At 67.8% G+C, this 23,042-nt stretch carries 20 protein-coding genes and 1 tRNA gene; 11 read left to right on the top strand and 10 right to left on the bottom strand.

Annotated features, from left to right (window positions below):
- Positions 1 to 8: 8 nt before the first annotated feature.
- The 4 genes from AC2S9W_RS14100 to AC2S9W_RS14085 form a co-directional block, all read right to left on the bottom strand.
- The gene (locus tag AC2S9W_RS14100) at positions 9 to 5,102 is read right to left on the bottom strand and encodes a hypothetical protein (RefSeq protein ID WP_486571034.1); all 5,094 of its coding nucleotides are present in this window, start codon (positions 5,100 to 5,102) and stop codon (positions 9 to 11) included.
- A gap of 120 nt (positions 5,103 to 5,222) precedes the next feature.
- Complete coding sequence (locus AC2S9W_RS14095; RefSeq protein ID WP_076075269.1) at positions 5,223 to 6,281, bottom strand: DUF11 domain-containing protein; 1,059 nt, start codon at positions 6,279 to 6,281, stop codon at positions 5,223 to 5,225.
- A 71-nt stretch (positions 6,282 to 6,352) separates the two neighbouring features.
- Entirely contained in the window at positions 6,353 to 6,814 is a 462-nt protein-coding gene (locus AC2S9W_RS14090; protein ID WP_158682201.1) for a DUF11 domain-containing protein, read from the bottom strand.
- 11 nt (positions 6,815 to 6,825) lie between these two features.
- Positions 6,826 to 7,740 carry a hypothetical protein gene (locus tag AC2S9W_RS14085; protein ID WP_486571033.1) on the bottom strand — a complete coding sequence of 305 codons (915 nt, stop codon included), beginning with the start codon at positions 7,738 to 7,740 and terminating at the stop codon, positions 6,826 to 6,828.
- A 284-nt stretch (positions 7,741 to 8,024) separates the two neighbouring features.
- On the opposite strand from AC2S9W_RS14085, the gene AC2S9W_RS14080 reads away from it, so the two are divergent.
- Together AC2S9W_RS14080 and AC2S9W_RS14075 are read left to right on the top strand one after the other, a co-directional pair.
- Positions 8,025 to 9,224: an AI-2E family transporter gene (locus AC2S9W_RS14080; protein WP_082796981.1), complete on the top strand. Its 1,200-nt coding sequence runs from the start codon at positions 8,025 to 8,027 to the stop codon at positions 9,222 to 9,224.
- A gap of 43 nt (positions 9,225 to 9,267) precedes the next feature.
- Positions 9,268 to 9,344, top strand: a tRNA-Asp gene (locus AC2S9W_RS14075).
- Positions 9,345 to 9,432: 88 nt separating this feature from the next.
- Here AC2S9W_RS14075 and AC2S9W_RS14070 read toward each other — a convergent pair.
- From AC2S9W_RS14070 to AC2S9W_RS14055, 4 genes are all read right to left on the bottom strand, one after another.
- On the bottom strand, positions 9,433 to 9,660 hold the full coding sequence (locus AC2S9W_RS14070; RefSeq protein WP_067106677.1) for a DUF2842 domain-containing protein: 228 nt from the start codon (positions 9,658 to 9,660) through the stop codon (positions 9,433 to 9,435).
- Positions 9,657 to 10,250 (bottom strand): 5-formyltetrahydrofolate cyclo-ligase, encoded by a 594-nt coding sequence (locus tag AC2S9W_RS14065; protein WP_067106675.1) that lies wholly within the window; start codon positions 10,248 to 10,250, stop codon positions 9,657 to 9,659. Before AC2S9W_RS14065 ends, AC2S9W_RS14070 begins: the two co-directional genes overlap by 4 nt.
- Before the next feature lie 234 nt (positions 10,251 to 10,484).
- Positions 10,485 to 10,922 carry a cell division protein ZapA gene (locus AC2S9W_RS14060; RefSeq protein ID WP_076075275.1) on the bottom strand — a complete coding sequence of 146 codons (438 nt, stop codon included), beginning with the start codon at positions 10,920 to 10,922 and terminating at the stop codon, positions 10,485 to 10,487.
- Complete coding sequence (locus tag AC2S9W_RS14055; RefSeq protein WP_076075278.1) at positions 10,915 to 11,124, bottom strand: hypothetical protein; 210 nt, start codon at positions 11,122 to 11,124, stop codon at positions 10,915 to 10,917. The genes AC2S9W_RS14060 and AC2S9W_RS14055 overlap by 8 nt, the downstream gene beginning before the upstream one ends.
- Positions 11,125 to 11,269: 145 nt before the next feature.
- On the opposite strand from AC2S9W_RS14055, the gene tkt reads away from it, so the two are divergent.
- From tkt to AC2S9W_RS14030, 5 genes are all read left to right on the top strand, one after another.
- Positions 11,270 to 13,237 (top strand): transketolase, encoded by a 1,968-nt coding sequence (gene tkt / locus AC2S9W_RS14050; RefSeq protein ID WP_076075280.1) that lies wholly within the window; start codon positions 11,270 to 11,272, stop codon positions 13,235 to 13,237.
- Positions 13,238 to 13,276: 39 nt separating this feature from the next.
- A complete protein-coding gene (gap, locus tag AC2S9W_RS14045; RefSeq protein WP_076075283.1) occupies positions 13,277 to 14,284 on the top strand; it encodes a type I glyceraldehyde-3-phosphate dehydrogenase in 1,008 nt (335 codons plus the stop codon).
- A gap of 166 nt (positions 14,285 to 14,450) precedes the next feature.
- Positions 14,451 to 15,647: a phosphoglycerate kinase gene (locus AC2S9W_RS14040; RefSeq protein ID WP_067106659.1), complete on the top strand. Its 1,197-nt coding sequence runs from the start codon at positions 14,451 to 14,453 to the stop codon at positions 15,645 to 15,647.
- 75 nt (positions 15,648 to 15,722) lie between these two features.
- Positions 15,723 to 16,613 (top strand): fructose bisphosphate aldolase, encoded by an 891-nt coding sequence (locus tag AC2S9W_RS14035; RefSeq protein WP_082796980.1) that lies wholly within the window; start codon positions 15,723 to 15,725, stop codon positions 16,611 to 16,613.
- The gene (locus tag AC2S9W_RS14030) at positions 16,613 to 17,269 is read left to right on the top strand and encodes an O-methyltransferase (RefSeq protein WP_104959673.1); all 657 of its coding nucleotides are present in this window, start codon (positions 16,613 to 16,615) and stop codon (positions 17,267 to 17,269) included. Before AC2S9W_RS14035 ends, AC2S9W_RS14030 begins: the two co-directional genes overlap by 1 nt.
- A 182-nt stretch (positions 17,270 to 17,451) precedes the next feature.
- On the opposite strand, the gene AC2S9W_RS14025 is transcribed toward AC2S9W_RS14030, so the two are convergent.
- Positions 17,452 to 17,856: a hypothetical protein gene (locus tag AC2S9W_RS14025; protein WP_158682199.1), complete on the bottom strand. Its 405-nt coding sequence runs from the start codon at positions 17,854 to 17,856 to the stop codon at positions 17,452 to 17,454.
- Positions 17,857 to 17,879: 23 nt separating this feature from the next.
- Here AC2S9W_RS14025 and thiE point away from each other — a divergent pair, with 23 nt between their 5' ends.
- The 4 genes from thiE to AC2S9W_RS14005 all read left to right on the top strand — a co-directional run bounded on the left by thiE (position 17,880) and on the right by AC2S9W_RS14005 (position 22,353).
- Positions 17,880 to 18,518 (top strand): thiamine phosphate synthase, encoded by a 639-nt coding sequence (gene thiE, locus AC2S9W_RS14020; RefSeq protein WP_076075291.1) that lies wholly within the window; start codon positions 17,880 to 17,882, stop codon positions 18,516 to 18,518.
- A gap of 272 nt (positions 18,519 to 18,790) precedes the next feature.
- Positions 18,791 to 20,755 (top strand): OPT family oligopeptide transporter, encoded by a 1,965-nt coding sequence (locus AC2S9W_RS14015; RefSeq protein ID WP_076077830.1) that lies wholly within the window; start codon positions 18,791 to 18,793, stop codon positions 20,753 to 20,755.
- 107 nt (positions 20,756 to 20,862) lie between these two features.
- The gene (gene efp / locus AC2S9W_RS14010) at positions 20,863 to 21,426 is read left to right on the top strand and encodes an elongation factor P (RefSeq protein WP_067112206.1); all 564 of its coding nucleotides are present in this window, start codon (positions 20,863 to 20,865) and stop codon (positions 21,424 to 21,426) included.
- Positions 21,427 to 21,534: 108 nt separating this feature from the next.
- Positions 21,535 to 22,353: an inositol monophosphatase family protein gene (locus tag AC2S9W_RS14005; protein WP_067112203.1), complete on the top strand. Its 819-nt coding sequence runs from the start codon at positions 21,535 to 21,537 to the stop codon at positions 22,351 to 22,353.
- Positions 22,354 to 22,537: 184 nt separating this feature from the next.
- Here AC2S9W_RS14005 and AC2S9W_RS14000 read toward each other — a convergent pair whose 3' ends face one another.
- Positions 22,538 to 23,020 (bottom strand): YbjN domain-containing protein, encoded by a 483-nt coding sequence (locus tag AC2S9W_RS14000; RefSeq protein ID WP_067183547.1) that lies wholly within the window; start codon positions 23,018 to 23,020, stop codon positions 22,538 to 22,540.
- Positions 23,021 to 23,042 lie beyond the last annotated feature (22 nt).

Here is a 23,042-nt window from a genome sequence, read left to right as displayed (position 1 = left end):
GGCTTGCCCTACAGGCCGAGCCCCGCGAAGCTCGTCTGGTCGAATTTCAGCCGGAAGGTCGCATAGGCGCCCGAGCGGGCGAAGCGCGCTTCCTCGAAATCGCGGTCGTGAAAGCCCGCGAAATTATAGCCGAGGGTGATGTTGACATTGTCAACCGGCGCAATCGTCAGCGTCGGACCGCCGGCCCAGGCGACGGTATTGGCGTCGGTGCCGACGCGCAACGTGCCCGAAGCGCCGATCGCGGCCCGCGTGCCGAGGTTGAGGCGCAGGTCGGCGCCGAACAGGTTCGACCAGCCCTTCACATCGTCGGCGCCGAACCGGTCGAAATTGTAGCGCGTGCCCCAGAAGAAGCCGAATTCGCCGCGTTCGTACCACATACGGCCTTCGGCCTGCCGTGCGTCGCGAGCGGCAAGCGGCGTCCAGTTCACCGACAGGCTGTTGAGCAGCCGGCGGCTCGTCACGTCGCCGCTGACGGTCAGCGGGGCGCTGCCCACGGGACCGGGCTGGCCCGCAACGGCGCCGCGCACCTCGTCCGACCGATATTCGGCCTTGTTCAGCCACGACACGCGCGAATCCGCGGGGCGATGCGCCCAGCTCGCTTCGAACTGCATCGTTTCGGTACTCGGCATCGCGCCGCTGCCGCTCGCCCGCGTCCAGCTGAGCAGCGCGCCGAGCGCCCGGCCTTCGCCGAGCTGGCGGAGACCGCCGAGCGTCAGGCCATAGCGGTTGGCCAGTTCGCCGTCGCGATATTCGGCGCGGCTGGTCAGCGTCCAGCGGTCGGCGCGATAGGTGGCGCCGCTGCTGATCGCGACGAAATCCTCGGTCAGCGTGCCTGGATTGCCAAGGAAACCGCCCGAGGCGACCGGGGTGTTTACATTGATAACATCGCGCGCTCGGATACCGCCGAGCGTCCGGTTGCCGTCGACGGCCATGTCGACCGACCAGCGCTCACCGAGCCGCAGCGACTGCGACAGACCATAGGCGGCGAAACTGCGCGGGCCATATTCGCTGATCTGCTGCTGGTTGGCGGCGGCGAGCAGGCGAGCGCCGGCCCACGGCGTCAGATCGAAGCCGAGGCGGGCCGTGCGCGCCTTCACCGTGTCGCCGTCGGCAATCTCGTAGCTGCCGACCAGATTGACGTCGCGCGTCACCGCGAAGCGTGCGCCGAGGCGGTGTCGGCTCGGGAAATCGACGCTCGCATCCCGGCCGCCGAGCGCGAATTCGGTCTGGGCGTCGAGTTCAAGCCGCTTTTCGAACAGGCGCTGCGTCGCACCCAACTGGACGATGTCCGAACGGTTGCGCGTGCCGTCGCTCAGCCGGTCGTCGGCATGGGTCAGGCCGGCGCGCGCGACGGTCGTTCTCCCGCCCGCGCTCCGATCATATTCGACCAGCGCGCGCGCGGCGCGGCGGCGGGTGCCGGCGTCGAGGAAGCTTTCCTGCCACGCGCTTCCCGTCATCGACAGCGCCGAACCGACGCGCAGACGGGCATCGACTCCGATCTTGCGCGTGCCGTCCTCTCCGCCGCCGAGTTGGCCGGTGCCGAATCCCGCCTCGCGCTCGCGGGCGTAGGCGAGCAGGTCGGCGCGGCTGCTGTGATACTCGGCCTCGACCAGCCACGCGCGGGCCGTGCCGCGAGCGGCCTTGCCGCCCGCGCGGGTGCTGGCGTCGCTCAGGGCGAGTTCGGCGCGGATCTCGGTATCGGCGCCGGGGCGATAGCGCGCATCGACGCCGCCGAGGTCGGTGCGGGCGTCGCTATCCTCGTCGTGGATGAAGGTTGCGCCGACGCGCAGCTTTTCGTCGCGCGACCGATAGCTGACGCGGCCGCCCGCGTTGAGCACGCGCTCGCCGACGCCGTCGACCTCATATTCCGCGACGATATATTGGGGATCGAGGTTCGACGAGCGGCTGAGAATGGGGGAGCGGAACCGCAGCGTTCCAGCCAGATAATCGATATCGTAATCGACGTGGCGGGTCATGGTAACACTGTCAACAATGCGCTCGCTATGCAGGCGGTCGCGCGTTTCGATCGTGATCCGCTCGCTGTTCGGCAGGATATCGCGGGCGCCGAGCGGGTAGGGGCCGGTAAGGCCGTTGCCCTGGATCTCGTCGCGGCGAAAGCGGTAGGGGGTGTCGGCGACGAAAGCGGTCGCGGCAAGCGTGCGGCCGCGATACTCGGCCTTGCCGCCGTTCAGCGCCCGATTGTAGCGCGCGAGCTGCGGATCGGAGATGCCGGTCTCGAAATCGCCGAACATCGCATAGAATTGCGGCCGTTCGAGCCGCAGATAGAGCTTGCGTACCGACGCCGCATCATGGCGCATCTCGTTGCGGTCGGCGTAGACGGTGTAATAGGCGCGCGGGTCGATCACGCCGCCGAAGCGCGCGTCGTCCTGCTCCTTGTCGCTGTCATAGGCGAGCGTCATCAGCCATTTGCCGCGCACCCGCCCCTTGGCATAGAGTGCGAGCCGCGCGTCGGTGTGAAGGTCGTCGAGCGTTTCGGCCACCGATTCCATGCGGTCGTCGAGCGTATTGTAGCCGAGCGTTCCGGCGGCGAAGCCGACTACGGTCCACGGGCGGTCGCCGGGGTCGAGCCACATGTCGAGCGTCTGCCTGCGCTCGACCTTGTCGTCGCGAAAGGCGAAATCGATCGTCAGCGTGCCCGAGGCGGTGGTGGGTTCGAGCTCGATATAGGCGATGCCGTCGTCGCCCGCGGTTTTCCACAGCGGGCGCGCCCGTTCGAGCCCGGCAAGCTGGCGGGCCTGCTGCGCATCGGCCTCGACAGCGGGATAATATGGGGCAGGGACGCTGAAATCGCCCGTCAGCCCCTTGCGGATCGGCTTGCCGTCGCGGTCGGTCAGCCGCACCGCGATGACGGGACGGGTGACGCCGTCGGCGACGAGGATCGACCGTTCGCGCACCAGCGTCGCGCGCGTCGGGGTTATCGAATAATGGACCTTGCGCTCGATCCTTTCGATGATGACACCGTCAACACCGCGGATTTCCGCGGTCAGGCTGTTGTCGCCTTCGTGAATCTCGATCCCGCGCCAGACGCTGACCGCGATCCGGCCGTCGGCGGACTTGGTCATGCCGTCGAAGGCGAGCGGGTCGACGGGCTTGCCGTTGATGCGGAGCGCGACGCTCTGGCCGGGCAGATGCTTGATCGCCGCCCGCACCGACTTGGCGCGCGGATTGTGATCGGGGGCGGGAAAGAGCCATGCGATGCCCGGTTCCTGGCCAGCCAGCCAGTCGCGATGCGCGCCCGCGGCGTCTGCATCGCCGGGTACCGCCGTCGCTTCGGGGGCCGTGGTCCGGGGCGCGATCCGCGGAGCGGCGGGCGCGGCGCGGAAGTCGGCGCGCTTCAGCGATCCGCCGCGTCCCTCGACGAAGCGCGAGATGGGGCTGCCGGCGCTTTGCGTCGAGCGCGCGCAATCGACGGCTTCGCGATCGAGCGGCAGCGTCGACGGGTCGATCTGGACGACGTGAAGGCCCGGGCGCACGCCCTCGAAATGATAGCGGCCGTCCTCGTCGGTGACGGTATAGCTGCCGTCCTGCAGCATCACGCGCACGCCGGCGACGCCGGCCGCCTTGCCCGGATCGACGCTGCATCCGCCATCGGCGATGCGGCCGATGATCGTCATTCGATCGCCCAGCCGGTCGCGCTTGATCGCAATCGCCGCCTCCGCGACATTGCTCGCCGACCCGCGGTTGTCGGACGCCGATGCCCGATTGAGCGCCCGTCCCGGCTGCGCCGAGACGATCACCTCGGCCAGATAGGTCAGCAACACCGAACGGCCGGGCGCGACGCCGGGCAGCGTGACCGCGAAGTCTCGGCCGTTCGCCGCAACCTGTGCCTCGACGCGCTCACCGTCGGCGCGGACGGTATCGGTCCGCAGGCGCATGCCGGCGGGCAGCGTGTCGCGGACCGTCACCGCGCCCGTGGTGCGCCGCGCGTCGCCATTGGCGACCTCTATGCGATACTGGACGATGTCGCCGGGAACCGCGACTTCGGTCGAGGTCGTCTTGCGCAGCGCCAGCGGCAGGCCGGGCTTGTCCACCGGAATATCGATCCGGACCGGCGCCGGGCTGGCAAGGGTGAAGGTTCGGCCATAGCTGGCATCGCCGATCGTGAAGGGGTGATCCGCATCGGGACGGCGGAGACCGGCCAGTTCGGCCGGACTCGAAGCCGAGGGGGCGGCATAGGGCGCCGGCGGCTCGACGACCAGGCGATAACGGCCGGGCGCGAGGAAGGGAAAGCGATAGTCGCCTTCGGGAAAGCGATAGACGGTGCCGCCCGCGTCGGTCACCGACTGGCCGGTGACGACCGACGAAGGATAGGCGGACACGCCGTCGTCGCCGAACACCGGCGCCGGGTTGCCGGTCGCCGCATCGACGATCGTCACGCGGGCGCCCGCCACGGGGGCGCCGTCGCCGCTGTCGAACACGATGCCGAAGGGATCGACGAGGAAATCGATCGTCGCGAGCGCGGTCATTCCCGCGCCGGCCTGGTCGGATATGTGCAGCGTCATCGTGGCGCCGGGCTCGACCGACAGGCGGCAGTCGCCCGCCGCAATCGCCGGCGGCGTGCCGATGGTGTTGATGAAACCGACGAACTCGCCGCTGTCCGGCGCCGTTTCGGTGAGGGTGACGCGCTCGCTGTCGCCGTTTTCCAGCGCCAGGACGACGGGGAGCGTATCGCGCCGCGACGGATCGCGATTGGCCGAAGCGAGCGTCACGCCGATCACCAGCAATTCGCCGGCGCGGAAGCTGCCGCTCTGTTCGAGCGCCGCGGGATCGGTCGAAAGGCCGGCATAGGCGCCCGCGACCTGGATCAGATGCGCACCGCCTCGCGCGGCGGAGGCTCCGTTGGAAGCGCCGCCGTCGCACGGCGTCGGCATCAGCGGCATCGATTTGCCGCCACCGCCGTCGGTCAGGCGATAGGTGGCGATCGTCGGCTTTTCGGGGGAACGCGGCCGGACTGCGATATCGACCCGGTTCGACGAGATCCGCGCGGAATCGCCGATGCCGTCATTCCATTGGGCAGAAGCCGTGTTCGAGATGATTCTCGGGGCATCCTGCGCGCGCGTCGGCGGGCCCGCGCACAGCATGGCTGCCGCGGCGAGAGCGCCCGCAAGGCTCAGGGATTTCGCGATCGATGTCATCGGCCGTGCGTAGGGAAGGCGGGGGTGCCGGAAGCGCCGGCACCCCCTGCGCCATCCCTGCTTTCGTCAGTTGACCGTGGCGCGGAAGACGAGCGTGCGGGTGTCGCCCGCCGCGATCGTCGGGATCGTTCCGGTCACGTTCGGTTCCGAATAGCCGCCGCCCGCGTTGCCGTCGGCATTGCAGACGCCGCCGCTGACCGTGCCGTCGAGCCGGATCGAATCGGCGACGAAGGTCAGTTGCGTCGGAACGGGATCGGTGATCGCCACCGATGTCGCCTCCGCACCGCCCGGCGCGTTGGCGACTGCGATGCAGTATTCGACCGTCGCCCCCGGGATCAGCTTCGGATTCGTCCCGTGATTATAGGGGTCGGATATGACGCGGCTCGATTTGGTGACGGTCAGTGTCGCGGTCTTGACCGTATAGTCGTCGGCCGCGCTGTGCGATCCGTCGCGGCTGCCGTCGATTGCACCGCCGGTATCGGCGAACACCGTGTCCTTGGCCGCGGTGTTGGCGCCCGTCGTCTGGCTGATCGCGCCGCCCTGCGTGCCGGGCGTATTGCCCTCGAACGCGGTAGCCTGCAACTGCACGACCGCCTTGGCGCCCGTCGCAAGCCCGGCGGGGATGTCCGCGACGACGAACAGCGTGATCGGCGTATCGGTCGCGAGTTCGTCGATATAGGTGACGAGCGTATCCGACGGATCGAAGGCGCCGACGGTTCCACCGGCGCTGTCGCGATAGATGCGGACATTGGTCGCGTTGAACGAATCGGTGCCGCCGTGCGGCGCCGACCCGCCGGCCGGCTGCGTCACCGTCAGGCCGAAGTCGAGCACCTCGTTCGATGAATTGGTGAGCTGAAAGGTGGTGACGGCACTGGTCGTTCCCGGCGCAACTTCGGTCGTCGCATTGCCGGCCTCTTCGACGAGCAGGTTGATCTTGCGGTCGACGACGAACTCGTCCGACGCGGTCGTGGTGCCCTGATCGACGCCCCCCACCTGATATTGGACGCTTGCGATATTGGTAATCGGGGTGCCCGCGGTCGTGCCGGCCGCAAGGGCCGGCGTGGCGGCGATGCTTGCGATCGCCGCGAAACCGAAGGCGCCCGTGGTCGTCAGCTTGCTGGTCATAGCTGAGCTCCTAGGCCTTGATTGGTCGCTGTCCCCACCGCCGCGACCGTTAAGCGGTTTGTTTCAGGGAGTTATTTGACAACCCCCCGGAACATGAGCTTGCCGCCGCCACCGGCCGGAATGGGTTTCTGAAAGGCCCAGCGGATATGCGTGACATCGGCGGGCTGCGCGGCGCGCCGGCTGCCGTCGGGCAGCGCGACCGTCAGGTCGGCGAGCAGTCCCCAGTTCCGGCCGCCGTCGACCGAAACGAGCGGGCTGCTCGCGGCGTCGGTGAAGCGGATCGCATCGGGAAGCGGATTGGTGACGACGAAACGCTCGGCCGGGCGCGCGCTGGCGTTGCGATAGTCGAGCACGAAGACGAGCCGGTCGCCGGGCGTGACGACCTTGGGCTCCTCCAGCGAGACGCGCTGCTTGCCGGCGGCATCGGTGGTCACCCGTTCGACGAACACGCTGTTGGCCAGCGCGACCTGGTCGGCGGCGAGCGCCTGGCCCGGCAGGCCCGCGGCGAGCAACAGAAGAATGGCGGTGCGCATGGACTTCTCCATCAGTTGATTTTCGTCTGGAAGGTGACGGTGCGGGTTTCGCCCCCGGCGACGGCGCCCAGAGCCACATGGACCCGCGTTCCGTCATAATCGCCCGAATCGCCGTCGGCGGCGTCGGACAGCGCCGTGCCGCCCAGCCTGATCGAGCCGGCGACATAGCTGGTGTCCGCCGGGACCGTGTCGGTGATGGCGAGACCGTTGACCGATCCGCTGCCGTTGACCGTGGCGGTGATCGCATAGGTGATGGTGGCGCCGGGAACCGGTTCGCTGCCGCCGAAGGGGTCGGCGACGGTGGCGACCTTCACCAGCGCCACGGTGGCGGACGAGACCTTGAACGCGCCGGCATCCTGCCCGTCGGCGCCGGTCGATCCGACGACCGCGTCGCCGCCGCCCTCGCCCAGGCCGGCGAAACTGGTGCCGGGCGTGCCGGTTCCGGTCTTGGCGGCCGCGGTCAGGCTGACGATGCCGCGATGGCCGTCGCTGACGGTGCCCGGCGTCGTCGCGAGCACGAAGATCGTGACGCTCTCGTCGGGATCGAGCAGCGGGTCGCTCGCGCCCGGCGTATAGAGCGTATCGGTGCCGGCATCGAAGACGCCGTCGCCATTGTCGATGTAGATCTGGGTGACGGCCGGATCATAATCGTCGCCGCCGCCGTTGGCGACCGTGCCGAGCACGAAGGCCTCCTCGCCATTGCCGTTGTTCGTCACCGAGAAGGTGAGCCGCTGCTCGGTCGCGCCCGGCGTCGTGACGACGTCGCCCGGGTCGCTCGAATCGACGGTGACGTCGAGCAGTTCGTCGACGCGCAGGTCGACCTTGTTCGAATCGATCGTCTGCGGTCCCCCGCCATTGTCGAAACTGGCGGTCGCGGTGTTGCTGATCGTGGAACCGGCACGGGTGCCGGCGGCCTGGGCCTGCATCGGCACGGCCAATGCCGCGAGCAGGACGAGGGAATAAGGGAAGGGTGTACGAAGCGGTCGCTGCGCGCCCCCCACAGGCGCTTTTACCATGATATGTGACTCCGAAGGCTGGTCCGTGCCGACGGTCATCGCGGAAAAAGGAAAATTTCTGGTTAAATTGCCGGTAGGGACGCGGCATTCTGGCTCGAAACAGGACAGGATGGTTTTTCGCGTCTCGCCTCAGCGGCCGGCTGGCGCGGTCCGGGAAACTCGCTTAAGACGAAGCGGTTAACCAGGAGGCCCACGTGAGCGAGGACAGGGGGAGGAAGGGCGCGCGCCCGGCGCGCGGCAATCCCCTGCAGCAGATCGAGATCGACGATTTTCGCCGCGATCGGCTGCTCGCGGCGCTGGCGCTGATATTGGGCGCGTCCTTTTGCCTCGGGCTGCCCTTCGCGCTTCAGGCCGGCGCCGAATTCTTCCTGCCGCTGACCGCCGCGATCGTGATCGCCATCGCGCTGGTGCCGCTGCTCGAATGGCTCGAACGGCGCGGCGTGCCGTCGGCGCTCGCGTCCTTCCTGTCGCTGTCGGCCTTCCTGATGCTGGTGAACGCCGCGCTGGCGATCATCGTCGTTCCCGCGACCGGCTGGTTCGCGCGGCTCCCCGAATCGATCCCGCGCATCCAGAGCAATCTCGCGCCGCTGATCGACTTCTATTCGACGTTGCAGAAGTTCGTCGACCGGACGCTGACCTCGGTCGCGAGCGGGACCGAAGCAGCGTCGCAGGCGGTCGCGGCGACCGCGCCGACCTCCGTGGTCGATTATTTCATCTCCGCCGCGCCGTCGGCGGCGATCCAGCTCTTCTTCGCGGTGCTGGTGATCTTTTTCTTCCTCGCCGGCTGGACACGGCTGCGCAAGGGAACGATCCGGCGCCGCGGCAGCTTCGACGGCGCGATGCAGACGGCGCGCGTGATCCAGAATGTCGTCGATGCGACGGCCGACTATCTGGCGACGATCACGATGATCAACGCGATCCTGGGCCTCGTCGTCGCGCTGCTGCTTTGGGCGCTGGGCATGCCGTCGCCCTTCATGTGGGGCGGGATCGTCACGTTGTGCAACTTCGTACCCTATCTGGGCCCGATCGTCGCTGCGACTTTGCTCGGGCTGGGCGGGCTGATGACGTTCGACGCGGTCGGATTCGCGCTGCTGCCCGCGCTGATCTTCGTCGGCGTCCATCTGGTTGAGGCGAATCTGATCACGCCGCTGGTCCTCGGACGGCGGCTGACGGTCAATCCGCTGCTGATCCTCGTCTCGCTGAGCTTCTGGGGCTGGGTCTGGGGGGCGCCCGGCGCGCTGCTCGCGGTACCGCTGCTGCTGATTCTCCAGACGGTGCTGCAGTCGACGGGAACCCCCGATCTGGCCGGTTTCCTGTTCGAGCGCGGCACGTTGACGACAGTGGAGGAGATGCGCGACCGGTTAAATCGCACCGAGATGGAAAGCGACGGTTGACAGGTCGGGACAGGGGCCATATTGGCGCGGCTCCCAAGCGCAAGCGGGTGTAGCTCAGTTGGTTAGAGCGCCGGCCTGTCACGCCGGAGGTCGCGGGTTCGAGTCCCGTCACTCGCGCCATTCCCTGTCCAAGGCGGGAAGGCGCCCCTCCCAAAAATATCTGGAAAAACCGTTGCGCTGTCGTCGACCGAAGCCGTTCGGCCTCGATCTATCCGCGCCAGCGGCCGAGTTCCATCCAGCGCAGTAGCGGTTTCAGCGGCAGCACCCACACGATCCCCGCCACCAGATAGAACAGGCCCTGCACCAGCACCGGCCAAGTGCCGACCCACGGCGAAAGCGCGACGACGATCGTCGCCCAGGCGACGATCAGCAGCAGGATCAGCGCGATTCCGGCGGGCTTGCGCCAGCTTGGCTGGGGATCGGGGGCAGCGGTCATAGACGGTCTCCACACAGGATGAATTCCTGTTCGGTCCATATGGCATCGAGCGGCGCGTCGAGCGCCGACACGGGAAGCGCGTCCACCTCCTGCACCGACCATCCGACGCCGATGCGGGGGAGGGACGGGTGGTCCGCAAGGAAGCGGTCGTAATGCCCGCCGCCCTGCCCGAGGCGGCCGCCGTGCCGGTCGAAACCGACGAGCGGGACGAACAGGATCGACGGGATCGCGCTTTCGGTGTCGGGGCCCGGTTGCGGTGAGCCCCACGGCCCGCGCACCAGCGCCGCACCCTTCGGACAGTGCCGGAACGCCATGGCGGCGTCGCGCGCCGCATGATGGGGCAGCGCAAGCGCGCCGCGCGCCGCGATGCCGGCCAGCGCGGGCAGGATGTCGGGTTCATCGCCCCACGGCGCATAGCCGCCGACCAGCGGCTCCTCCGCCAGCCGCTCGGCGAGCGGGGCGGGCAGCGCGCGGAAGGCGGCGAGCCGCGCCATCGGATCGAGATTCGCCGCGAAATGCCGGCGCCGGAAACGCAGCCTGTCGCGCAGTTCCTGTTTTCGCTGCGCCAGGTCGGGGGCCGGGTCGGTCATCGCCTGTCGCAGCCTCTCTTGCGCGGTGGGTGGCGGGACCACCGTGGTCGTTTGCCGGAAAATCCTCTGACGCCAGTAACGTCAGGTGGGGGCCATGTACGTCGGACCAGGGTCCGGGCAGGGACAGCTCCCTTGGATGATGTATCGCCTCAGGGATATTCGCAGCGGCTCGTGCCGGGCAGTGCCCGCCGCCCCCTATCTAGGGATGCCGGCGCCCGGTCTCAACCCATTCCGTCAGGGCATCCGCTCGGCCCGGTCGGCGAGCGCTTCGATCCGCTCGGCGATCTGGAGCAGGGCACGGTCGTGGGGGTTGCGCGGTGGCGGCGCTGACGCCTGCCGTGCGGCGTTGAGTTCGGCGCGCAGCGCCTGCTCGCGCGCCTCGGCTTCGCGCAGGGCGTCGTGCGCCGCCGCCTCGCGGCTTTCGGCGAGCGCGACTGCGGCGCGCAGCGAATCGGACTGGGGTTCGGCCTTTTCGGCCTTGGCCCGCGCCTCGTGCGCCTCGTCGGCGAGCAGAAGCGCGGTGAACAGCAGCTGGCGGACTTCGGTTCCACCCTGGATCGTGCGCGCCTTGGTGTCGACGATCCCCGCGAGCTGGTGAAGCCGCTCTTCCTGCCCGTCGGCGCAATGCACGTCATAGGGGCGGCCGGCGATCTGGAGCTTGACGTCAGCCATGTTTCGCCTCGTTGATCAGCCGGTCGAGTTCGCCGATGACCGCCGCAACCTCGGCTTTCAGGGCGCTTTGACTGGCGGTTTCGGACGGTGCGGCGGCAGGAGCCGGTCTGCTTTCGCGATCGGCCAGCGCCTTTTCGATCCGGCTCAGCGCCCGCTCGATGCGGCCGATGGCCAGGCTGGATTCGTCGAGATCGAGTTCCATGACCAAGGGTTAGCAGCGCCGCGAAGGGGGTGCAATCGCCTCTCCACGCCGAAATGCGGGCGAAATTCTGCCGCGAGCGGTTGACTCTGGGCACTGCCCCCGCAAAGGGCTGTCGCGCAACCAGCCTGTCCACTCCGGGGGAATGATGACACTGCCCGAACGTCAGCTCGCCAACGCGATCCGCGCGCTCGCGATGGACGCCGTCCAGGCCGCGAACAGCGGCCATCCGGGCATGCCGATGGGCATGGCCGATGTCGCGACGGTGCTTTATTCGGATTATCTGAAGTTCGATCCCAGCGATCCGGCATGGCCCGATCGCGACCGATTCGTTCTTTCGGCGGGGCATGGCTCGATGCTCGCCTATGCGACGTTGCACCTCGCGGGCTATGCGCATCCGACGATCGACGAAATCCGCGCGTTCCGCCAGCTGCACAGCCCGTGCGCAGGACATCCCGAGAATTTCGAGCTGGCGGGCGTCGAGATGACGACCGGGCCGCTGGGGCAGGGGCTCGCGACCGCGGTCGGGATGGCGATCGCCGAGCGCCATCTGAACGCGATCTACGGCGACGAGCTGGTCGACCACCGCACCTGGGTGATCGCCGGCGACGGCTGCCTGATGGAGGGCATCAACCACGAAGCGATCGGCCTGGCCGGACATCTGGGGCTCGGCCGCCTGATCGTGATGTGGGACGACAATCGCATCACCATCGACGGCTCGACCGACCTGTCGACGAGCGAGGATGTGCGGGCGCGCTATGCGGCGACCGGCTGGCACGTCGAAAGCTGCGACGGGCACGATCCCGCCGATATCCGCCGCGCGATCGACGCCGCCATCGCCGACGGCCGCCCGTCGCTGATCGCCTGCCGGACGCTGATCGGCTTCGGCGCCCCGAACAAGCAGGGCACCGCGGCGACGCACGGATCGCCGCTCGGCGCCGACGAGATCGCCGCGGCGCGCGCCAATCTCGGCTGGACGGCCGAGCCCTTCGTGATTCCCGCCGACATCGCCGAAGCGTGGCAGGGGTTCGGCGCGCGTGGCCGGGCACTTCATGCCGAATGGAATGATCGGCTTGCAACGAACGGGAATAAAAAGGAATTCGAAGATCGGCTAAGCGGCAAGGTCGCGCCGGGCGACGCTTTCCGCACCTATCTCGACTCGCTGGTGGCCGAACCGCCCAAGGTCGCGACGCGCAAGGCGTCGGAAAATGCCCTGACCGCGCTCACCGCCGATATCGCGGCGCTCGTCGGTGGCAGCGCCGACCTGACGGGTTCAAACAATACCAAAACGTCGTCGACCAAGCCGTTGACCAAGGACGATTATTCGGGCCGCTATATCTATTATGGCATCCGCGAGTTCGGCATGGCGGCGGCGATGAACGGCATGGCGCTCCATGGCGGCGTCATCCCCTATGGCGGCACCTTCCTGGTGTTTTCGGATTATTGCCGCGGTGCGATCCGCCTGTCGGCGCTCCAGCGCCAGCGCGTCGTCTATGTGATGACGCACGACAGCATCGGACTGGGCGAGGACGGTCCGACACACCAGCCGATCGAGCATCTGCAGTCGCTGCGCGCGATGCCGAACCTGCTCGTCATGCGCCCCGCCGACGCGGTGGAGGCCGCCGAGTGCTGGGCGATCGCGCTCGCGCAGGACAATCGCCCGACGCTGCTCGCGCTGACCCGCCAGAACCTGCCGCCGTTGCGGCATGACGTCACCGAAAATCTTTGTTTGAAAGGCGCTTACCGCCTTCGCGACGCAGCGGCGGCGCGCCGCGTCGTGCTCGTCGCGACGGGTTCGGAGGTGTCGCTTGCGCTCGACGTTGCCGAGCGGCTCGAAGCGGCGGGGCAGGGTGCCGACGTCGTTTCGATGGTCTCGACCGAATTGTTCGACGAACAGGATGCCGCCTATCGCGCCGACGTCCTGCCGCGCGATGCGCTGATCGTCTCGATCGAGGCGGGCACCACCTTCGGATGGGAACGCTATACCGGCCGCGACGGTCTGCGCTTCGGCATCGACAGCTTCGGCGCTTCGGCGCCGATCGACGATCTCTACCGGCATTTCGGCCTGACCGCCGATGCCATCGCTCCCCAGATCCTGGCCCGGCTCGGTCAATAAGGACCCGCCCGACCTCTTCCGCAGAAAGGACGTTTCGACATGGCAGTGAAAGTCGCAATCAACGGTTTTGGACGCATCGGCCGCCTGGTGGCCCGCGCGATCCTCGAACGGCCGGACTGCGGCCTCGAACTGGTCGCGATCAACGACCTCGCCGATGCGAAGGCGAATGCGCTGCTGTTCAAGCGCGACAGCGTCCACGGCCCGTTCCCGGGCGAGGTCAAGGCCGAAGGCGATCAGATGATCGTCAATGGCAAGGCGATTCGCGTGACCAAGGAACGCGATCCCGCGAACCTGCCGCACGGCGAGCTCGGCGTCGACATCGCGCTCGAATGCACGGGCTTCTTCACCGACGCCGAAAGCGCGGGCAAGCACCTCGCCGCCGGCGCCAAGCGCGTGCTGATCTCGGCCCCCGCCAAGGGCGTCGACCTGACCGTCGTCTATGGCGTCAACCATGACAAGCTGACCGCCGATCACAAGATCGTGTCGAACGCGAGCTGCACCACCAACTGCCTCGCGCCTGTCGCCAAGGTGCTTCACGAGGCGCTGGGGATCGAGCGCGGCCTGATGACCACGGTCCACGCCTATACCAACGACCAGAAGATTCTCGACCAGATCCACAGCGACATGCGCCGCGCTCGCGCCGCCGGCATGTCGATCATCCCGACGACGACCGGCGCCGCGCGCGCGGTTGCTGAGGTGCTGCCCGAGCTCAAGGGCAAGCTCGACGGTTCGGCGATCCGCGTGCCGACCCCGAACGTCAGCCTCGTCGACCTGACCTTCACGCCGGGCCGTGACACGAGCGTCGAGGAAGTGAACAAGATCCTCAAGGATGCGTCGGAAGGCGCGCTGAAGGGCGTCCTCGCCTATTCGGACGAGCCGCTGGTGTCGATCGACTATAATCATTGCCCGGCCAGCTCGACGGTCGACAGCCTCGAAACCTCGGTGCTCGAAGGCAAGCTGGTTCGCGTCGTCAGCTGGTACGACAATGAATGGGGCTTCTCGAACCGCATGGTCGATACTGCGGGCGTGATCGCCGGGCTGCTGTAAGGCAATTCGCATATCGTCATTGCGAGGAGCGCAGCGACGAAGCAATCTCCAGCCATGGCGCATGAGCCACCGGCCGGAGATTGCCGCGGCCCCTTCGGAATCTCGCACCGACGGGATATAGAGACGCGAAGATGCTTCGACGCGATCGGGGCGAATGGAGTTGAATATGGCCGGCTTCAAAACCCTCGACGACATCGGCGACGTTACCGGCAAGAAAGTGCTGGTGCGCGTCGACCTCAACGTCCCGATGTCCGACGGCGCGGTCACCGACGACACGCGCATCCGCGCGGCGATGCCGACGATCCGCGAACTGTCCGACAAGGGCGCGATCGTGCTGCTGCTCGCGCATTTCGGGCGGCCGAAGGGAGCGAAGAATCCCACCCAGTCGCTGAGCCTCGTCATCGATGCGGTGATCGACGTGCTCGGCCATTCGGTGATGTTCATCCCCGACTGCATCGGCGAGGGCGCGAAGGCCGGCGTCGCGGTGCTCGCCCCCGGCGACGTCGCGGTGATGGAGAATACGCGCTTCCACCCCGGCGAGGAGAAGAACGACCCCGCCTTCGCCGACGCGCTGGCCGAGGTGGGCGACCTCTATGTCAACGACGCCTTCTCCGCCGCGCACCGTGCCCATGGCTCGACCGAAGGCATCGCGCATCGCCTGCCGGCCTATGCCGGGCGGGCAATGGAGGCCGAGCTCAAAGCGCTAGACGCGGCGCTCGGCAACCCGGCGCATCCCGTCGCGGCGGTCGTCGGCGGCGCCAAGGTGTCGACCAAGATCGACGTGCTGCGGAACCTTGTCGGCCGGGTCGATCACCTGATCATCGGCGGCGGCATGGCGAATACCTTCCTCGCCGCGCGCGGGGTCGATGTCGGCAAGTCGCTGTGCGAGCACGATCTGGTCGAGACCGCCAACGCCATCTTCGACAGCGCCGATAAGGCCGGATGCACGATCCATCTGCCCTATGACGTGGTGGTCGCGAAGCAGTTCGCGCCCAATCCGCCGACGCGCACCGTCAACGTCCACGAGGTTGCGGCCGACGAGATGATCCTCGACGTCGGCCCGGCGGCGATCGAGGCGCTGGGCGATGTGCTCAAGACCTGCCGCACGCTGGTGTGGAACGGGCCGCTCGGCGCCTTCGAGACGCCGCCTTTCGACACCGCGACGGTCGCGCTCGCCCGAACCGCGGCGGCGCTGACGCGCGAAGGGTCGCTGACCTCGGTCGCCGGCGGCGGCGATACCGTCGCAGCGCTCAATCACGCGGGTGTGGCGGACGACTTCACCTTCGTCTCGACCGCCGGCGGCGCCTTCCTCGAATGGATGGAAGGCAAGCCGCTGCCGGGTGTCGATGCGCTGAGGGTCTGACGCGGCCCCGCGATTTGCTTCCTGTCGGGGCGCGGGCTATCGCTCCCCCAATCTATGCAGCCCAATGGAGATGACATGACTGCCGCCAATGCCGAGATGCTGGACAAGATCAAATCGGGTCAGGGATTCATCGCCGCGCTCGACCAGAGCGGCGGCTCGACGCCCAAGGCCCTGAAGGGCTATGGCATCGACGAAGGGGCCTGGTCGGACGACGAGGAGATGTTCGGGCTGATCCACGCGATGCGCAGCCGCATCGTCACCGCGCCCTGCTTCGGCGGCGGCAAGGTGATCGGCGCGATCCTGTTCGAACGCACGATGGACGGCGAGGCCGGCGGCAAGCCGGTGCCGGCGCTGCTGTGGGAGCGTGGCGTGGTGCCGTTCCTGAAGGTCGACAAGGGGCTGGAGGCCGAGGCCGACGGCGTCCAGATGATGAAGCCGATGCCCGATCTCGACGCGCTGTGCCAGCGTGCGGTCGCCAAGGGGGTGTTCGGCACCAAGATGCGCAGCGTCATCAACCTCGCCAACCCGGCGGGCGTCAAGGCGATCGTCGAGCAGCAGTTCGCCGAGGCGAAGCGCATCGCGGCGCACGGCCTGGTTCCGATCATCGAGCCAGAAGTGAACATCAAGAGCGCCGAGCGTGCCGCGGCGGATCGCCTGCTGCTCCAGGAAACGCTGGCGGCGCTCGATGCGTGGGACGGCGCGCCGGTGATGCTGAAGCTGTCGCTGCCGACCGAGCCCGGCCTGTTCCAGCCGCTCGTCGACCATCCCAAGGTGCTGCGCGTCGTCGCGCTGTCGGGCGGCTACAAGCGCCCCGAAGCCTGCGTCGAACTGGCCAAGAACCCCGGCATCATCGCGAGCTTCAGCCGCGCGCTGCTCGAAGACCTGCGCGCCTCGATGGACGACGCGGCGTTCGACGCCTCGCTGGGCGGAGCGATCGACGAAATCCACGCCGCCTCGGTGGCTTGATGAGCGACAGCTGGCGAGCCGTCGATGCCTATATCGCCGGGAAACTGCTCGGCGATGACGACGCGCTCGCCGCTGCGCTTGCGAACAACGAGGCCAATGGCCTGCCGCCGATCGACGTTTCGGCGGCGCAGGGCAAGATGCTGTTCCTGCTCGCGCAGATCGCGGGCGCCCGCCGCATCCTCGAAATCGGGACGCTCGGCGGCTATTCGACGATCTGGCTCGCGCGCGCGCTGCCCGAAGACGGCGAGCTGGTGACGCTGGAGATCGAGGAGGCGCACGCCCGCGTCGCGCGCGCAAATCTCGATCGTGCGGGGGTGTCGGATCGGGTCGATATCCGCGTCGGGCCGGCGAGCGACAGTCTCGCCGCGATGACCGGCGCGGCGCCGTTCGACTTCGTCTTCATCGACGCCGACAAGCAGGGCAACGCCCATTATGTCGCCGAAGCGATCCGGCTCGGCCGCAGCGGTACCACGATCGTCGTCGACAATGTCGTGCGCGAAGGCGGTGTGCTCGATCCGGACAGCGGCGATCCGCGGATCGACGGCACGCGGGCGCTGTTCGACATGCTGAACGCCGACGCGCGCATCGACGCGACCGCGGTGCAGACGGTCGGCGTCAAGAAATGGGACGGGTTCGTCCTGGCGCGAGTGCGCTGATTTCTCGCCGGAGCAGGCGGGGGCCCGGGCGCGCTGATACCACTTGGCAATTCTTCCCTTTCGGCAGTTCATCGTTCCCCGGCGAAAGCCGGGGTCCACGCGAGGTAGGGCTATGCCATCTGGACCCCGGCTTTCGCCGGGGAACGAGCGCCGACGTTCCGACCGATTGCCTGCGTGGAGCGCTACAGCCCGCCGTCGAAGCGGAACGAGAAGCGATAATCCTCGGGCGCGATCGCCGTGTCGGTGCGTCTGTCCGGGCGCACCGCCAGCAGGCGGACGCTGCCGTCGGCGAGCGGGGTCGCTCCGCCCAGCATGACCTCGAACGGCTGTTCTTCTCCGGTCGGGCGCAGCCACAGCATCTTCACCCGCACCCGCCCCGCATGAACGCAGCGCACGTTCGCTGGACACCGGCTGTCCTCCAGCACCTCCTCCGGTTGCACGATCGGGCCGTCGACGTAGGCGCGCTGGCCGAGCGCGACGTTGCTACCGTCGGGAAGCGGGGCCTGCTGGCCCGTCGCGGCGCAGGCCGAGAGGGCGAGAGCGGGGAGGAACGCGAGAGAGGGAAGCTTCTGCATTTGCCGGACCATGAACGCGCCGCTATGAACCCGCCATGACCACGCCAGCCTGCCAGCTCTACCTGATTTCCCCGCTCGACGTCGGGGGTGATTTTCCCGAGAAGCTCGAGCAGGCGCTGGCGGCGGCGCCCGTCGCGGCCTTTCAGTTTCGCGTCAAGGATGCGACCCAGCACGAAGCCGCCCGGCTCGCCGAACCGTTGCAGGCGATCTGTGCAGCGCACGGCACCGCCTTCATCGTCAACGACGACATGGCGCTTGTCCGGCGGATCGGCGCGGACGGCGTGCATCTGGGGCAGGGTGACGGCGATCCGAAGGAGGCGCGCCGCCTGCTGGGGCCGCAGGCGCAGATCGGCGTTACCTGCCACAACAGCCGCCATCTCGCGATGGAGGCGGGCGAGGCGGGCGCCGACTATGTCGCGTTCGGCGCCTTCTTCCCGACCAGCACCAAGGCGGTCGAGCATCGCGCCGATCCCGAGATATTGACCTGGTGGCAGGGGTTGTTCGAGCTGCCCTGCGTCGCGATCGGCGGCATCACCACCGACAATGCGCGGATACTGATTGATGCGGGCGCCGATTTCCTCGCGGTGTCGGCGGGCGTGTGGGCTTATCCCGGCGGTCCCGCAGAGGCGGTGCGGGCGTTCGCCGCGATCCTCGACCTCCGGTCGGGGGGATAATCCTTTCCCGGCTCGTCGGCCTCCTCCGCCTCACGGCGCGGCGCGGCCGCGTCCTTGCGCCAGCCGAACAGGCCGGCACAGGGCGCATGGTGCGGCTGTGCGCCGGGCGGGGCAGGGGGCGGATGCAGCGTCATGCGAAACACTATGACGACGGCGGAAATCGGAATATTGGATCAATGCGTCAAACCCGCTTCGGCTCGTCGCCTTTCGGCGCGGGTGTGGGATCGGACGGACGCGCTGCCGCCGCGTAGAGGCGAGTGGGGAGGAAAAAGATGATCGACACCAGCGGACGCGCCGCGGACCTGCGCGAACTGACGCTTCGCGGGATCATCCTCGGCGGGCTCATCACGCTGCTCTTCACCGCGGCGAATGTCTATCTGGGGCTCAAGGTCGGACTGACCTTCGCGACCTCCATTCCCGCGGCGGTGATCTCGATGGCGATCCTGCGCTTCCTGTCGGGCGCGACGATCCTCGAGAACAATATCGTCCAGACGATTGCCAGCGCCGCGGGGACGCTCGCCGCGATCATCTTCGTGCTGCCGGGGCTCGTCATCGTCGGCTGGTGGCAGGGCTTTCCCTATTGGACCACCGCCGCTGTCTGCTTCATCGGTGGAACGCTGGGCGTGATGTTCTCGGTACCGCTGCGGCGCGCGCTCGTCGCCGGATCGGACCTGCCCTATCCCGAGGGGGTCGCCGCCGCCGAGGTGCTGAAGGTCGGTTCGCGCGCCGGCGATGGCGCCGAGGAGAATCAGCGCGGCCTGCGAACGATCCTGCTCGGCTCGCTCGTCAGCGCCGGGTTCGCGTTGCTCGGCGCGATGAAGCTGGCGGCGACCGAGATCGGCCGGAATTTCAAGATCGGCGCGGGCGCGAGCGGGGCGAGCGCCAGCCTGTCGCTCGCGCTGATCGGCGTCGGCCATCTCGTCGGCCTGTCGGTCGGCCTCGCCATGCTGCTCGGCATGCTGATCGCGTGGGGCGGGCTGATGCCGGTGCTGACCGCGGCGCAGGGCGTCGCGGGATCGGTCGACGATGTCGTCGGCGCGGTCTTTTCGCAGCAGGTGCGTTTCATCGGCGCGGGCACGATCGGCGTCGCCGCGCTGTGGACGCTGTTCAAGATCGTCGGGCCGGTCGTCCGGGGCATCCAGGGATCGATCGCTTCGTCGCGCGCGCGCGGCGCGGGCGAGACGGTCGCGCTCGGTGAACGCGACCTGTCGTTCGGCATCGTCGTCGGCACCATCCTCGGCTCGCTCGTCCCGATCGCCGGGCTGCTGTGGTTTTTCGCGCAGGGCGGGCCGATCGCCGCGCACCCCGTCGGGGTGATCGCCGCGACCCTGGTCTTCGTGTTGTTCGTCGGCGCGATCATCGCCGCGGTCACCGGCTATATGGCGGGCCTGATCGGCGCGTCGAACAGCCCAGTGTCGGGGGTCGGCATCCTCGCGGTCATCGCGGCGTCGCTGATGCTGCTCTTCTTCTTCGGGCGCAATCACAGCGAGGCCGATACGGCGGCGCTCGTCGCCTATGCGCTGTTCACGACCGCGATCGTCTTTTCGGTGGCGACAATCTCGAACGACAATCTTCAGGACCTGAAGACCGGCCAACTCGTCGGGGCGACGCCGTGGAAGCAGCAGTTCGCGCTCGTCATCGGTGTCGGTTTCGGTTCGCTCATCATCCCGCCGGTGCTCGACCTGCTCAACCAGGCGTTTGGCTTCGCCGGTGCGGAAGGGGCGGGGGCCAATGCGCTGCCCGCGCCGCAGGCGGCGCTGATCAGCGCGCTGGCGAAGGGCGTGCTCGGCGGCGACCTGCGCTGGGACCTGATCGGCTATGGCGCGCTAATCGGCGTTGTGGTGATCGCGGTCGACGAACTGCTGGGGCGGCTTGGCAAGATGCGGCTGCCGCCGCTCGGCGTCGGCATGGGCATCTATCTGCCGATGTCGCTCACCATCCTGATCCCGATCGGCGCCGCCATCGGCCATCTGTGGGAGAAGCGCGCGGCGCGCAGCGCCAAGCCCGAATTCTACAGCCGCATGGGCGTGCTGCTCGCGACCGGCTTCATCGTCGGTGAAAGCCTGTTCGGCGTGCTCTTCGCGGGCGTCGTCGCGGGTTCGGGAAGCGACGCGCCGCTCGCGGTGGTGGGCGAGGGGTTCGCGACGAACGCGATCCTGATCGGGGTGCTGCTGTTCGTCGGCGTGATCGCCTTCACCTATCGCCGGACGCGGGCGGCGGCGGACGCGACGCCGTAAGCCGCTTGCTCTCCGCCGCGCCGACCGCTAAGGGCGCGCTCCTGTGACCGGTGCGCTCCGCACGCGCCGGCGGCTCTTTACCATCCTTGTTCAAGTGAGTGTGCGCGATGAAAATCTCCGGCGTTGATATCCGTCCCGGCAATATTATCGAATATGAGGGCGGCATCTGGAAGGTCACCAAGATCCAGCACACCCAGCCGGGCAAGGGCGGCGCCTATATGCAGGTGGAGGCCAAGAATCTGATCGACGGCCGCAAACTCAACAACCGCTTCCGCAGCGCCGACACGGTCGAGAAGGTCCGCCTCGACACCAAGGATTTCCAGTATCTCTATGCCGAGGGCGACGATCTCGTCTTCATGGACAAGGATACGTACGAGCAGATCAACATCTCGAAGGATGTCGTCGGCGATGCCGCCGATTTCCTGCAGGACGGGATGGAGGTCGTGCTCGAACTGTGGGAAGAACGCCCGATCTCGGTCGAACTGCCCGAACAGATCGAAGCGACGATCGTCGAGGCCGACGCGGTGGTGAAGGGCCAGACGGCGTCCTCGTCCTACAAGCCCGCGATCCTCGACAACGGCGTGCGCGTGATGGTGCCCCCGCACATCACCAGCGGCACCCGCATCGTGGTCAATGTCTATGACCGCGAATATGTGCGGCGCGCCGACTGATTGAGTCCCCCTCCCGCAAGCGGGAGGGGTTAGGGGTGAGCGACAGGCCCGCCCACAATTGCTGCCCACCCCCGGCCCCTCCCGCAGGCGGGAGGGGGGAGATAGAAAATGGCCATTTCCGGCATCATCACCGTCATGGAACGCGCCGCGCGCAAGGCGGGCACGAAGCTGCGCCGCGACTTCGGCGAGGTCGAGCATCTTCAGGTCTCGCAGAAGGGGCCCGCCGATTTCGTGTCGAAGGCCGATCAGGCGGCCGAGCGCACCCTCTATGACGAATTGAGCCATGCGCGCCCCGGCTGGGGTTTCCTGATGGAAGAGGCGGGGGAGATCGAGGGAGAAGCGGGCAAGCCGCGCTTCATCATCGACCCGCTCGACGGCACGTCGAATTTCCTGCACGCCATTCCGCAGTTCGCCATCTCGATCGCGGTGCAGGAACCGAAGCTCGGCGGCGGCTGGGGCGACGTCACCGCGGCGCTCGTCTATCAGCCGGTGACCGACGAAAGCTATTGGGCCGAGCGCGGCCGCGGTGCGTGGCTGCACGACCGCCGCCTCCGCGTCTCGTCGCGCCGTAGCCTGCACGAATGCCTGATCGCGACCGGCATCCCCTATATGGGCCATGGCGACATGGCGCAGTGGGGCCGCGTCTTCGGCGTCGTCGCGCCCGAGGTTGCCGGCATCCGCCGCTTCGGTGCGGCGTCCCTCGACCTCGCGTGGGTCGCGGCGGGCCGCTTCGACGGTTTCTGGGAAAGCGACCTCGCGATCTGGGACGTCGCGGCGGGAATGCTGCTGGTGCGTGAGGCGGGCGGATTCGTCAGTGACTTCCGCGGCGGCGACCGCACGATCGAGCGCCGCGAATTCGTCGCCGGCAGCGCGGCGGTGCATTCGAAGCTGCAAAAGCTCGTCGCCGGCGCCTTGCGCGGCGCCTGAGAAGAAAGCACGGGGCAGACGACCGGCTTTCAACCTTGAGTCACTCTGGACTTGTTTGGCGTATATATCGTTCAGGCAAGTAAGAGCTTGTTCCCCGGCGAAAGCCGGGGCCCGGATGGCATGGCGCGGCTCCGCATGGACCCCGGCCTTCGCCGGGGAACAATCACCTGTCGGCGCCCGGCGCTCAGTCTTCGAAGATGAATTCGCGGAACGTGTCCATCAGCGAGGACCAGGTGTTGAAGGTCTCGCCGATATTCTCGCGCGGGATGCCGTTGAAATCGACGTCGACATCCATTTCGAGCACCGGATCGCCCTCGTCGTCGCGATAGGCGCGGGCGAAGCGCTTTTCCTTGTTCCACTGGTTGAACTTTTCGAGCGGCACCTGCTTGGCGTCGCTGAATCCCATGTAATATTGCAGCGTCTTGCAGTTCCGGCCTTCGGTGCAGTTCATGAACAGGACCAGGAATTTCAGCCCGTTGCGGTTGCTTTCGATATAGGGGTCGTCGCCCGGCTTGCTGACCAGCGTCGCGGGCCAGCCCTGCGACTCGACGATCGCCTTGATCGTCGCCGGATTCGACGCGTTCACCAGTTCGGCGTGGGCCGGAACGGCCGCCAGCGTGGCGATCGTCGCCATGGCGAGGGCGCCCCGCAGAAGAAATCGTCCCATATATGCTCCCATCTCGCAATCG

It is taken from the genome of Sphingopyxis sp. 550B (assembly GCF_057401805.1).
This window is presented reverse-complemented; position numbering and strand designations above follow the sequence as displayed.

Coding starts and splice junctions, on each gene's coding strand:
- efp (WP_067112206.1), top strand. CDS start 20,863: ATGAAAATCTCCGGCGTTGATATCCGTCCCGGCAATATTATCGAATAT.
- gap (WP_076075283.1), top strand. CDS start 13,277: ATGGCAGTGAAAGTCGCAATCAACGGTTTTGGACGCATCGGCCGCCTG.
- AC2S9W_RS14065 (WP_067106675.1), bottom strand. CDS start 10,250: ATGACCGACCCGGCCCCCGACCTGGCGCAGCGAAAACAGGAACTGCGC.
- AC2S9W_RS14025 (WP_158682199.1), bottom strand. CDS start 17,856: ATGGTCCGGCAAATGCAGAAGCTTCCCTCTCTCGCGTTCCTCCCCGCT.
- AC2S9W_RS14055 (WP_076075278.1), bottom strand. CDS start 11,124: ATGGAACTCGATCTCGACGAATCCAGCCTGGCCATCGGCCGCATCGAG.
- AC2S9W_RS14040 (WP_067106659.1), top strand. CDS start 14,451: ATGGCCGGCTTCAAAACCCTCGACGACATCGGCGACGTTACCGGCAAG.
- AC2S9W_RS14085 (WP_486571033.1), bottom strand. CDS start 7,740: ATGCAGGCCCAGGCCGCCGGCACCCGTGCCGGTTCCACGATCAGCAAC.
- AC2S9W_RS14005 (WP_067112203.1), top strand. CDS start 21,535: ATGGCCATTTCCGGCATCATCACCGTCATGGAACGCGCCGCGCGCAAG.
- AC2S9W_RS14100 (WP_486571034.1), bottom strand. CDS start 5,102: ATGCTGTGCGCGGGCCCGCCGACGCGCGCGCAGGATGCCCCGAGAATC.
- tkt (WP_076075280.1), top strand. CDS start 11,270: ATGACACTGCCCGAACGTCAGCTCGCCAACGCGATCCGCGCGCTCGCG.
- AC2S9W_RS14000 (WP_067183547.1), bottom strand. CDS start 23,020: ATGGGACGATTTCTTCTGCGGGGCGCCCTCGCCATGGCGACGATCGCC.
- AC2S9W_RS14070 (WP_067106677.1), bottom strand. CDS start 9,660: ATGACCGCTGCCCCCGATCCCCAGCCAAGCTGGCGCAAGCCCGCCGGA.
- AC2S9W_RS14035 (WP_082796980.1), top strand. CDS start 15,723: ATGACTGCCGCCAATGCCGAGATGCTGGACAAGATCAAATCGGGTCAG.
- AC2S9W_RS14030 (WP_104959673.1), top strand. CDS start 16,613: ATGAGCGACAGCTGGCGAGCCGTCGATGCCTATATCGCCGGGAAACTG.
- AC2S9W_RS14015 (WP_076077830.1), top strand. CDS start 18,791: ATGATCGACACCAGCGGACGCGCCGCGGACCTGCGCGAACTGACGCTT.
- thiE (WP_076075291.1), top strand. CDS start 17,880: ATGACCACGCCAGCCTGCCAGCTCTACCTGATTTCCCCGCTCGACGTC.
- AC2S9W_RS14090 (WP_158682201.1), bottom strand. CDS start 6,814: ATGCGCACCGCCATTCTTCTGTTGCTCGCCGCGGGCCTGCCGGGCCAG.
- AC2S9W_RS14060 (WP_076075275.1), bottom strand. CDS start 10,922: ATGGCTGACGTCAAGCTCCAGATCGCCGGCCGCCCCTATGACGTGCAT.
- AC2S9W_RS14095 (WP_076075269.1), bottom strand. CDS start 6,281: ATGACCAGCAAGCTGACGACCACGGGCGCCTTCGGTTTCGCGGCGATC.